The organism is Vibrio sp. 05-20-BW147 (assembly GCF_013369385.1).
Taxonomy (GTDB): Bacteria; Pseudomonadota; Gammaproteobacteria; order Enterobacterales; family Vibrionaceae; genus Vibrio; species Vibrio floridensis.
Genome location: NZ_SZTO01000006.1, coordinates 263794 through 275775 on the forward strand (window position 1 = coordinate 263794; position 11982 = coordinate 275775).

At 44.3% G+C, this 11982-nt stretch carries 12 protein-coding genes; 3 read left to right on the forward strand and 9 right to left on the reverse strand.

Going from position 1 to position 11982, the window contains the following annotated elements:
- Positions 1–22: 22 nt before the first annotated feature.
- Entirely contained in the window at positions 23–1453 is a 1431-nt protein-coding gene (locus tag FC652_RS07520; protein ID WP_176298093.1) for a sodium:alanine symporter family protein, read from the reverse strand.
- Positions 1454–2162: 709 nt separating this feature from the next.
- Between FC652_RS07520 and FC652_RS07525 the strand changes: the two genes are divergently transcribed.
- On the forward strand, positions 2163–2348 hold the full coding sequence (locus FC652_RS07525) for a DUF3545 family protein (RefSeq protein ID WP_013572406.1): 186 nt from the start codon (positions 2163–2165) through the stop codon (positions 2346–2348).
- 76 nt (positions 2349–2424) lie between these two features.
- Here FC652_RS07525 and FC652_RS07530 read toward each other — a convergent pair whose 3' ends face one another.
- From FC652_RS07530 to nfo, 3 genes are all read right to left on the reverse strand, one after another.
- Complete coding sequence (locus FC652_RS07530) at positions 2425–2976, reverse strand: hemerythrin domain-containing protein (RefSeq protein ID WP_176298094.1); 552 nt, start codon at positions 2974–2976, stop codon at positions 2425–2427.
- 111 nt (positions 2977–3087) lie between these two features.
- Positions 3088–3768, reverse strand: coding sequence for a uracil-DNA glycosylase (ung, locus tag FC652_RS07535; protein ID WP_176298095.1), 681 nt, complete (start codon positions 3766–3768; stop codon positions 3088–3090).
- A gap of 301 nt (positions 3769–4069) precedes the next feature.
- Positions 4070–4951, reverse strand: coding sequence for a deoxyribonuclease IV (nfo, locus tag FC652_RS07545; protein ID WP_045596264.1), 882 nt, complete (start codon positions 4949–4951; stop codon positions 4070–4072).
- A gap of 324 nt (positions 4952–5275) precedes the next feature.
- Here nfo and grcA point away from each other — a divergent pair, with 324 nt between their 5' ends.
- Positions 5276–5653 (forward strand): autonomous glycyl radical cofactor GrcA, encoded by a 378-nt coding sequence (gene grcA, locus FC652_RS07550; RefSeq protein ID WP_176298096.1) that lies wholly within the window; start codon positions 5276–5278, stop codon positions 5651–5653.
- Between the two features lie 124 nt (positions 5654–5777).
- On the opposite strand, the gene mscS is transcribed toward grcA, so the two are convergent.
- The 4 genes from mscS to epd form a co-directional block, all read right to left on the reverse strand.
- On the reverse strand, positions 5778–6641 hold the full coding sequence (gene mscS, locus FC652_RS07555) for a small-conductance mechanosensitive channel MscS (protein WP_176298097.1): 864 nt from the start codon (positions 6639–6641) through the stop codon (positions 5778–5780).
- A 291-nt stretch (positions 6642–6932) separates the two neighbouring features.
- A complete protein-coding gene (gene fbaA / locus FC652_RS07560) occupies positions 6933–8009 on the reverse strand; it encodes a class II fructose-bisphosphate aldolase (protein ID WP_011079477.1) in 1077 nt (358 codons plus the stop codon).
- A gap of 149 nt (positions 8010–8158) precedes the next feature.
- The gene (locus FC652_RS07565; RefSeq protein WP_011079476.1) at positions 8159–9319 is read right to left on the reverse strand and encodes a phosphoglycerate kinase; all 1161 of its coding nucleotides are present in this window, start codon (positions 9317–9319) and stop codon (positions 8159–8161) included.
- Positions 9320–9469: 150 nt separating this feature from the next.
- Positions 9470–10510 carry an erythrose-4-phosphate dehydrogenase gene (gene epd / locus FC652_RS07570; RefSeq protein ID WP_176298098.1) on the reverse strand — a complete coding sequence of 347 codons (1041 nt, stop codon included), beginning with the start codon at positions 10508–10510 and terminating at the stop codon, positions 9470–9472.
- A gap of 197 nt (positions 10511–10707) precedes the next feature.
- On the opposite strand from epd, the gene FC652_RS07575 reads away from it, so the two are divergent.
- Positions 10708–10944: a hypothetical protein gene (locus tag FC652_RS07575; RefSeq protein WP_176298099.1), complete on the forward strand. Its 237-nt coding sequence runs from the start codon at positions 10708–10710 to the stop codon at positions 10942–10944.
- Positions 10945–10995: 51 nt separating this feature from the next.
- On the opposite strand, the gene FC652_RS07580 is transcribed toward FC652_RS07575, so the two are convergent.
- The coding region (locus FC652_RS07580) for a transketolase C-terminal domain-containing protein (protein WP_303396462.1) at positions 10996–11982 on the reverse strand (987 nt) is incomplete at its 5' end.

An 11982-nucleotide genomic window follows, 5' to 3' on the forward strand; every position in this document is an offset into this window, starting at 1 on the left:
ATAGAAATTCTCGATTTCTACCTTAGTCTTTCTTGTTGTTGTCCCAAATGCCGTCTTCCAGTTGAGATTTCAGCTCAGGGAAATCATCCGGATTGAAGGTTGGTAATTTACCCGCTTTCAACTGACGGTTGTAATCTTTTGCCAGTTTGATCACGATGCCAGATAGCAGCAGGATCGCAACTAAGTTCACAATCGCCATCATGCCCATGGAAACATCAGCCAACGCCCATACCACTGGCAATGGGGCAACTGCACCAAAGCCCACAAGACCTAGCACCACAAGACGGAAGACATTTAAACCGGCTTTGTGGTTGTGCTCCAAGAAGACCAAGTTGGTTTCTGCGTAAGAGTAGTTAGCAATGATGGAGGTGAACGCGAAGAAGAAAATCGCGACTGCCACAAAAATGCCTCCCCAACTTCCCACCTGCGAGCTTAACGCCAACTGAGTCAATTCAATGCCCGTGATCTCACCATGCGGCACGTACTCGCCAGACATCAAAATAATCGCAACGGTCGCTGAACAGATCACAATGGTGTCCATAAAAACGCCCAGCATTTGCACGTACCCCTGAGAAGCAGGGTGCGGAGGATATGGCGTTGCTGACGCCGCAGCATTTGGCGCGGAACCCATACCCGCTTCGTTGGAGAACAAGCCACGTTTGATACCATTAATCATCGCTTGTGCAATCGCATAACCCAAACCACCCGCAGCCGCTTCTTGCAAGCCAAAAGCACTCTTTAAGATCAGCATAAGTACGTCTGGCAATTTCTCCAAGTTAGAGAACATCACAAACAGCGCTAAAGCAAGGTAAGCCAACGCCATCACTGGAACGATAAGCTCAGCGGTACGTGCAATACGCTTAATACCACCAAAGATGATCACACCAGAAAGCACAACAATAGCGATACCAACAGAAGAAGCTTCCCAGCCAAAGGCGTTTTGCATCGCATTGGCAATCGAGTTGGCTTGCACCGCGTTAAACACCAAACCAAAAGCGATGATCAGGAAGATAGAGAACAATACCCCCATCCAGCGCATTCCAAGGCCTTTTTCCATGTAGTAAGCAGGACCACCACGATAGTTGCCATCGTCATCTTTGGTTTTGTAGAGCTGAGCTAGAGTACTTTCAGCAAACGATGTCGCCATACCCAGCATGGCAATGAGCCACATCCAGAAAATCGCACCAGGACCGCCGACGGTCAGTGCAACGGCAACACCCGCCATATTACCCGTGCCAACACGAGCAGCCAAACTGGTACAAAGCGCTTGAAAAGAGGAAATACCAGCACTGTCCGCTTTACGGCTGTTTTTCAGCACAGAAAACATGTGGCCAAAATGGCGGAACTGAATGAAGCCGAGTCGAACCGTGAAATAAATTCCCACCCCGACCAGCAAGTAAACAAGAATGGAGCCCCAAAGCAGGTCATTCATAAGATTGATTAAGTCTGTCATCGTTACCTCAAATTGAGTTGCGCTAGTCTGTGCTTCCGAGCCATCCACCAGATTGCTTAACCAAGTGTCAAATTAGCTTGGTGAATTATTATTTTCTATCTGCAATCCAGAATCGTAAATGTCGCTTCATGCATCCGTTTTACGTACTAGCGTTTTTTGACGGGCGGATAATGCAGCCTAGCCACGTAAAAATCAATATGAAACTGTATACTCAATTTTTTATTTTTCACTATTTTTATACCATTTATTAACATACAAGGCAGAGTCAAGAATCAAAAACAGTTACATAAACCAAACAATTCCATTACAACAAAATGTATCGAAATATTTTGTTTTTCATTTCGCGTCAATTCTCTGTTAAGCCAAGAGTGACAAGGCTTTTACTCTTTCCCCACGCCCCCTCGCTCACTTACCTGTTGTGGATGAGAAATTCACAAACGCCTTTTCGGATCCTTACCCGCCTCTCTTTGACTTCGTACTGTATAAACACACACACTGTTAACATTAAAATTCTTTTCATTTAATCGTTTTCGTGAGATCGAACGCTCACTTTTTGAGCGCTCGTTACAAGAAAAATGTGATGCTGTGTTCAGTTTTAATCGAAATCTTCATCATACCGACACAAATGCGAAATCTATCATGGTTATGCTCGAAGAAACTGTGGTACTTAGTGACTGCACAAGCGCTGGTGATTTATGTGAGGTGGCTTATGGATGGCTTTGAACTAGATGACTTACTGGATTTTGAAACAACAAGCACAACGAAAACGCGCTCTAAACCAGTAAAAAGGAAATGGCGTGAAATTGAGGCGATGCTTGACCGTCGTAACTTACTCAAAGAGCTGCGTGATATGGACATGTGTCACGACTACTCACTGGAAGATATTAAGCTCTAACCACATTAACCAACAACAAATAACACTCTTACTCAACGAAAAGGCACCTCTCACAGGTGCCTTTGTTTATTTTGGGCTAGATCATCTCTTTTTCACTTTTCTGCACACGCTCTGCCAGTTGTCGGTAATGATCGGCAATGGTTTCACCAAAGACTGGATCGTCTTCATTAACCAGCCATTGCGATTCCACTTGTTGCCAATCTTGTGTGGTAAAAGACTCGGCGATCAATGGCAAAATCAAGCGCTCTTCAATATCCAAATGTTGCCGTTGTGATGAGATAAACGTCTCTAACTGCTCAATGAACATTGCTTGTGGCACCACAGCATCGTTCAAAATCATATGCACCACATCAGCAAAGGCCGCAGTTTTCTTTGCTAATTCTTTGTGTTCAAGCTCTAGGTTTTCAATGGTTCTCTGCGCGCCGTAGTGCTCTAAATAATGACGATAAAGGATATCTTCTTTCGGATGGTGCACCTTTTCCGCATGATCAGATAAATAGGCGACAATCTCGGCGACCAAACTGTAGTTAATAGGTTGCTCATTTTTGAGTAACTCCACTTTATGGCGCAATATAGCGAGCATGCGCACAATGTAACCGTGTTCGCGTCTTATCCGTTCAATCATCATAGCGTTTCTCCTTAACACCTCATTTGTTGTAAGTGTATAAGATAGAACGCCATCCGGCTTAGATGCTGCTCAAAAAACCATCGTTTTCTACGAGATTACATTCAAATGTGCTTAGAGCGACAAAGGCAGTTGCCAGTCTATCGCTTGCTTTCCTTGATCAAGTAAATGTTGATTCGCTTGTGAAAAATGCTTACAACCCAAAAAGCCGCGGTGAGCAGAAAGAGGGGATGGGTGTGGCGCGGTGAGAACCACATGCTTATGGCGATCAATAAAGCGGCCTTTTTTCTGTGCGTGCGATCCCCACAATAGGAATACAACACCTTGTTGATGCTGATTGATCGCCTCAATCACTTTGTCAGTGAATGTTTCCCATCCTAATGAAGCGTGTGAATGCGCTTTGCCCTGCTCCACCGTAAGCACCGTATTGAGCAGCAATACGCCTTGTTTAGCCCAAGCTTCAAGGTAACCATGCGCCGGGATCTGAAAGCCCTGGATATCCTGCGCCAACTCTTTGTACATATTTACCAAAGAAGGAGGTGTCTTGATACCCGGTAATACTGAAAAACACAAACCATGAGCTTGATTGGGGCCATGGTAAGGATCCTGTCCTAAGATCACCACTTTGACATCTTGAAACTCGGTATAACGAAAGGCATTGAAGACATCCTTTGCTGGAGGGTAAATCACTTTGCCAGCTTGTCGCTCTGCTTCAACAAAATTGAGTGTCTGTTGAAAATAGCTTTGCTCTTTTTCCGCACCAATTACCTCGTGCCAAGTGAGTTGCTGTGTCATGGGGAGAATCCTATTGAAAACCATCAGGCGGTTATTCTATGTCAGGTCACTCCCCTAACCAAATTCATCACAAGCTATTGGTTTTTTTCGTGACTTTGTGGGCTTTTTTGTGGCGTTCTTGCATGCCCCTGCCCGGTAATATGACGGTTCGGTATTGGCCGTCTTGCGACAGAACGCACAACGTAAGTGGAATGGAACATCATGGTTGTAAACATAGTGGCATCCTCCTGTAACAAACTCGATAAACACTATTGTTCTTGTTTGCTATGAAAGAAAGATGCCAATCTGATGACAAAAAGCGCTAAGCGATTGAAGAGAGATGATATTTTCTCAACTGCTCAATTTCTTGCGGCCAAAGTTCAGGTTCAATAGTTTCTAAAATCAATGGGATAGAATCAAAACGGCTGTCTTTCGCAATGTATTCAAAACAGTCCCAGCCAATTTCACCTTTCCCTAGGGCATGGTGCCTATCCACCTTACTGGCTAATTTTACTTTTGAATCATTAATATGCATTGCACGTAAATAGTGCATTCCGACCACACGTTCAAACTCAGCGAAGGTCGCCTCACACGCCTCAGGAGTTCGCAGATCATAGCCTGCGGCAAAGGTGTGGCAGGTATCCAAACAAACCCCAACTCGACTCTTATCTTCAACCTGCTCAATGATTTCTGCAAGGTGCTCAAATCGCCAACCTAAGTTGGAACCTTGTCCGGCCGTGTTCTCTATCACCGCCACCACATCAGGTACCGCTTGATGCGCTAAGTTGATCGATTCTGCGATTAAAGACAAACACGCTTTTTCTGAGATCTTCTCCAAATGGCTGCCTGGGTGGAAATTGAGTAAGTTCAACCCTAGCTGCTGGCATCGCTCCATTTCATCAATAAACGCGAGACGAGACTTTTCCAGCTTCTCTGCTTCTGGCGCACCTAAATTAATAAGATAAGAATCATGGGGAAGAATTTGCTGTGGAGAAAAACCCAACAACGCGCAATTGGCTTTGAACGCCGAGATGGTTTTCTCTTCTAATGGCTTGGCAACCCATTGGCGTTGATTCTTCGTGAACAAAGCAAACGCGTTTGCGCCAATCTCACGCGCCCGCAGAGGTGCATTGTCAACCCCGCCCGCCGCTGAAACATGCGCGCCAATAAATTTGTTACCAAAACGGTTTTTGCTGTTTGTCATTTAATCACTTAACACTTTCAAGATAAGGGGCTAATTACAACCATTTAGCTTAGTTCAGTCAAATTTCCAATTAATTTTGTAGTAAATTTACAACAAAATTAACACTTAACTATTTTTGATGTTATCAAATAAATCGTAATTGATAATTTTTAAAGGGTTTATTGATTTAACTCAATAAAATAACCATCACAAAATTAATGTTTTTAGTTGTTTTTTGACCTAAATCAATACTATTATAATGGATATTAGCTATATAATACTCAGCTCGACAAAATTCGAAAATTAACACCAATAATCACCACGTAAGTGGACTAGGAGATAGTGATGATCCAAGGTATCCAAATTACTAAAGCAGCAAACGATGACCTACTAAACTCAATCTGGCTTCTAGATAGCGAGAAAAATGAAGCTCGCTGTGTAGCGGCAGTTTCTGGCTACGAAGCCGATCAAATCGTTGCAATTAACGAGCTAGGTGAGTTTGAAAGCCGTGAAGTGGCTATCGAAACAGCACCACGCATTGAAGGTGGTCAACACCTAAACGTGAACGTTCTAAAACGTGAAACGCTAGAAGATGCAGTTGCGCACCCAGAGAAATACCCACAGCTAACCATCCGTGTATCGGGTTATGCTGTGCGTTTCAACTCACTAACACCAGAACAACAGCGTGACGTCATTGCTCGTACGTTTACTGAATCTCTATAGTCTATAGAGAGTTCAAGCATAAAAGGCACTGTTTAGTGCCTTTTTTTATGTTAACTGTTTATTCGAGACATACACAAAAGCCACGATATAAATCGTGGCTTTGAGTGGCTTTCGATAACAATCGTTAGTCGACTTTGTTTAGATGGACATCCATTTGTGGGAATGGGATCTCGATACCATTTGCATCTAATGCTTCTTTAATAGCCTGCATCGAATCAAAATACACTGCCCAGTAATCTTCTGTTTTACACCATGGGCGAACCACAAAGTTCACCGATGAATCTGCAAGTGCAACAACACCGATCGTCATGTCTGGATCTTTCAAAACACGTGCATCTTTTTCTAGCGTCTCACGGATCACTTGCTTGGTTTTTTTCAGATCTGATTTATATGAAACGCCGATAGTTAGATCGACACGACGTGTCGCATGGCGAGAATAGTTAGTGATCGCACCACCGATAACGCCAGAGTTAGGCACTACCACCATCTTATTGTCAGGCGTTTTCAATACCGTTTGGAAGATCTGAATCGCTTCAACAGAACCTGCGACACCGCTAATTTCCACGTAGTCACCCGATTTAAACGGACGGAATGCAACGATCAAAACACCAGCAGCAAAGTTTGATAGAGAACCTTGTAAAGCAAGGCCAACAGCAAGACCCGCCGCACCGATCACTGCAACAACAGAAGCAGTTTCAACGCCAACACGACCTAAAGCCGCAATCAATACGATAACAAACAGCAAGTAACGAACTAAACCGTGGATAAACTCCACTACCGCTTTGTCCATTTCTTTCTTATTGAGAACTTTCGCCACACTGTTCGCAACGGCTTTCACAATGATGTTACCAATGAACAGAATGACGATCGCAGAAATAATGTTCACACCGTACTGAATCAGTAGATCGGAGTTGTTAGTTAGCCAAGTTTCAGCCTGATTTAGACCATCCACTAATGAGGTATCAATCCCCACTGTTTCACCTGCCATAATGTTATTCCTCAAGTTATGACTTTAAAAATGGTACTGGCGACATATACGCCGTTCTTGTTAGTCATCTGAATATACGTCAGAATTTTGGCACGATATCTTATTTTTGACATTTTGCAAAGTCAGGTTTTTGCAAAAGCTGTCAAAACAGAGATTTACACTCCTTTTAATATCGCAGATCAAGAGTAAGCAATTATTTCAAACTGTGCCAGAGTTTTTCTATCCATTAGCGAGCAGTATAAAAAAACCCGCTCAGAGAGCGGGTTTGTCTGCAAATCATTCTGTTCAGAATTACAGTACGTCAACTGCGTTAAGGTCAGCGAATGCTTTCTCTAGACGAGCAACCATTGACTCTTGGCCAGCACGTAGCCATACACGTGGATCGTAGTATTTCTTGTTTGGCGCAGATTCACCAGTTGGGTTACCGATTTGACCTTGTAGGTAATCGTGGTTCTTCGCTTCGTACTGACGAATACCATCCCAAGTTGCCCACTGAGTATCAGTATCGATGTTCATTTTGATAACACCGTAGCTGATAGACTCTTTGATTTCTGCTTCAGAAGAACCAGAACCACCGTGGAATACGAAGTTTAGTGCGTTTGGAGCGATACCAAATTTCTCAGAACAGTAAGCTTGAGAATCACGTAGGATAGTTGGAGTTAGAACAACGTTACCTGCTTGGTAAACACCGTGCACGTTACCGAAAGATGCTGCGATAGTGAAACGGTGGCTGATTGGGATCAGTTTCTCGTAAGCGTAAGCAACGTCTTCTGGAGAAGTGTATAGCTCAGACTGATCCATGTGAGAGTTGTCTACGCCGTCTTCTTCACCACCAGTACAACCTAGTTCAAACTCTAGAGTCATACCCATTTTTTCCATACGCGCTAGGTACTTAGCACAGATTTCGATGTTCTCTTCTAGAGACTCTTCAGAAAGGTCGATCATGTGAGAAGAGAATAGAGGTTTACCAGTTTGAGCGAAGAACTCTTCACCTGCGTCTAGTAGACCATCGATCCATGGTAGAAGTTTCTTAGCAGCGTGGTCTGTGTGTAGGATTACTGGCACACCGTAAGCTTCAGCAACTGCGTGTACGTATTTCGCACCAGCGATAGCACCAAGGATTTGAGCGCCTTGACCTTCAAGTTTCACGCCTTTACCAGCGAAGAAAGCAGCACCGCCGTTAGAGAATTGAACAACAACTGGCGCTTTCACTTTAGAAGCTGCTTCAAGAACACCGTTGATTGAGTCAGTGTTTACTACGTTTACAGCTGGAAGAGCGAAATTGTTTTCTTTTGCTACTTCAAATACTTTCTGAACGTCATCACCAGAGATAACACCTGGTTTTACGAAATCGAAGATCTTAGACATGGATGTAATCCTATTTATCTGTCGTTTTAAAAATAAAACTCGTTAAGTTTAAATTCTTGCAAACGTTTGCTCACAACTCGCGCTATTCTAGCAAAAATGAGATGTGCCGCAAACAAGAAAGCGGGAGAGTTACCCCCGCCTTCGTTTAATTACTTAGCGCGTGCTTCTAGCATTTCAACCGCAGGAAGTACTTTACCTTCTACAAACTCAAGGAACGCACCACCGCCAGTAGAGATGTAAGATACGTCCGCTTTGATACCGAACTTGTCGATAGCCGCTAGAGTATCGCCACCACCTGCTACAGAGAATGCTGGAGACTGAGCGATCGCTTCAGAAATACCTTTTGTACCCGCTTCGAAGTTTTTGAACTCGAATACACCAACAGGGCCATTCCACAGGATAGTTTTCGCGTTTGCGATGATTTCAGCTAGTGCTGCCGTTGAGTCTGGACCAAGGTCGAAGATCATGTCGTCGTCTTGTACTTCAGAAACATGTTTGATTTCCGCTTCTGCGTTTTCGTCGAATGCTTTCGCACACGCTACGTCAGTCGCGACAGGAATTGCACACTCTTTCATCAGTTTTTGTGCAGTTTCGACAAGATCCGCTTCGTATAGAGACTTACCTACATTGTGACCTTCAGCTGCGATGAATGTGTTCGCGATACCACCACCAACAACAAGTTGGTCAGCGATTTTAGATAGTGACTCAAGAACCGTTAGTTTAGTAGACACTTTTGAACCACCAACGATAGCAACTAGCGGGCGCTCTGGGTTGCTCATTGCTTTGCCTAGTGCTTCTAGTTCAGCAGCAAGTAGAGGACCAGCACACGCTACTTCAGCAAACATACCCACACCGTGAGTTGACGCTTGTGCGCGGTGAGCGGTACCGAATGCATCCATTACGAATACGTCACATAGTGCCGCGTATTTCTTAGAAAGTTCTTCGTCGTTTTTCTTCTCGCCTTTGTTAAAGCGAACGTTTTCAAGAACAACAAGTTCACCAGCGTTTAGCTCAAGACCATCTAGGTAATCTTTAGCCAGTTTCACTTCGCAATCTAGCGCGTCGTTTAGATAGTTAACAACTGGTTGTAGAGAGAACTCTTCTGCGTATTCACCTTCAGTAGGACGACCTAGGTGAGAAGTGACCATTACTTTCGCGCCAGCTTCTAGACATAGCTTGATAGTAGGAAGAGATGCGATGATACGTGCATCAGAAGTTACTTTACCGTCTTTTACTGGCACGTTTAGGTCAGCACGGATGAATACACGTTTACCTGCTAGATCCAGGTCAGTCATCTTGATTACAGACATGATGTGTCCTCTCAAATATTAAAAATAAAGTTTTTGAAAACTCGGCAACCCTGCCAAGCCTGTTAATTCTTCAAACTGGTTATTGATATGGAGTCACTACAAATTTATTTCAAGGCTAAAAATAAATTATCTCCGAGGCTACCGATACGACTATTTGGCAGCTTGCATTGCGAGCGCAGTATCCAGCATACGGTTCGCAAAGCCCCATTCGTTATCGCACCAAACCAGCATTTTCACCAAATGCCCGTTACTGACTCGAGTTTGGCTACCATCGACAATCGCGCTATGGGGATCATGATTAAAGTCGATGGAAACGAGCGGCGCTTCAGTATAGTCAACAATGTCACGTAATGTACACTGAGATGCGTTAACAATGGTTTGATTTACGTCATTAACTTTCACATTTGTATTAATCGTGACACTTAAATCCATTGCAGTGACGTTTACTGTCGGCACTCTCACTGAAATGGCTTCAAATTTGTTGGAAAATTTCGGGAAGATTCTTTCAATTCCCTTATGCAACTTGGTATCAACTGGAATGATGGATTGGCTTGCAGCTCGGGTACGACGTAAATCGCTATGATAGGCATCAATCACTTGTTGATCATTCATCGAAGAGTGAATGGTGGTAATGGTGCCAGATTCAATACCAAATGCCTCGTCCAACACTTTTATGATCGGCACAATACAGTTAGTGGTACACGAACCGTTGGAAACAACGTTGTGATCGGCTTTCAAAGTTTCATGGTTAACACCATAGATGATGGTGTTGTCGAGGTCGCTGGCACCTGGATGCGAAAACAGTACCTTCTTCGCTCCGGCTTTGATGTGTTCTTGCCCATCGGCCTGACAGCCAAATACGCCCGTACAATCGAGAACCAGATCGACCTCAAGGTCACGCCAAGGCAGCAGATTGATTTCGGAAAGGTGCAGAATACGGATAGCATCGAATTCTCCCTTACTTTGAGGGCAAGCGTCATGATGTACGTAGAGATGTTCTTGATCGTGGGAGATTCTCTTGCCAAATCGACCGTGACTGGTGTCATATTGCAGCAAGTGAGCCATGGCTTCTGGCTGAGCAAGCTCATTAACCGCGACCACTTTAATTTGTTGATGCTTACCGCTTTCATACACGGCGCGCAGAACATTACGACCGATACGTCCAAATCCATTGATCGCAACTTTTAGCATCTATCCTCGCCTCACCAAAAAATTCGTGTCACAGATACTACCCGATATGCGAGCTAAGCGCATTAAGTAAGTGATCTCAGTCGAGTTAATCTGTGGCTTCCCTTTTATTATCATTTGGGTTATGAATATATTTCAGATTGATTGAAGGCATTTCGTTGGCATTTTAGTTTATCGTTTTATTACCAAAGGAAATGCGTATGTCTGGTTACCCCGCGACTCACTTTTGTAAAGCGTGCAATAAAGAAACGGCTCACTCTGAAATTCTCGTCAGAAAGCCAAGCCGTTATGATACTGATAAAACGGTATTAGGAACTCTAAAGCTCTGGGCTCACACACTGATTAATGGCGGTCACTATTATGATATGGATCGCTACGTCACATGCAAAGTATGTGGTCAGAAAGAGAAAGATAACTGGGGCAACGAGTTTGAATAGGTACAAAAAAACCGAGCTTTGACGCTCGGTTTTTCTTTTATCCTCTTCAGCTTACGCTAGCAGTTCTTTCGCTGTGTTCACCACATTTTCTACCGTGAAACCGAACATTTCGAACAATTGGTCAGCAGGCGCAGATTCACCGAAAGTCGTCATACCGATGATACGACCGTCGAAGCCAACGTACTTGTACCAGAAGTCAGCAATACCCGCTTCGATAGCGATACGTGCCGTTACGTCTGATGGCAGCACTGCTTCACGGTAAGCCGCGTCTTGCTTGTCGAAAGTATCAGTAGCTGGCATTGAAACCACGCGTACTTTCTTACCTTCAGCCGTGAGTTGCTCAGCCGCTTTCACTGCTAGCTCAACTTCAGAACCTGTTGCGATTAGGATGAGCTCAGGTTTGCCATCGCTGTCTTTCAGGATGTAACCACCTTTGGCGATGTCTGCCACTTGATCAGCGCTGCGTGGTTGCTGTGCTAGGTTTTGACGAGAGAAAATCAGTGCTGATGGACCATCTTTACGTTCAATCGCCAGTTTCCATGCCACTGCAGATTCCACTTGGTCACATGGACGCCATGTGCTCATGTTTGGCGTTAGACGTAGCGATGCGATTTGCTCAACGGGTTGGTGAGTTGGGCCATCTTCGCCAAGACCGATAGAATCGTGCGTGTACACTTGGATGTTTTGTACTTTCATCAGCGCCGCCATGCGCATTGCGTTACGAGCGTATTCCATGAACATTAGGAATGTTGCGCCGTAAGGTACGAAACCACCGTGCAGTGCGATACCGTTCATGATCGCAGTCATACCAAATTCACGTACACCGTAGTGGATGTAGTTACCAGAGAAGTCGTTTGCTTCTAGCGATTTAGAACCCGACCACATGGTGAGGTTAGAAGGCGCTAGGTCAGCTGAGCCGCCCATGAATTCTGGCAGCATTTTACCAAACGCTTCTAGCGCGTTTTGCGATGCTTTACGTGATGCGATGTTCGCTGGGTTTGCTTGAAGATCTGCAATGATTTGGTTTGCTTTCTCTTC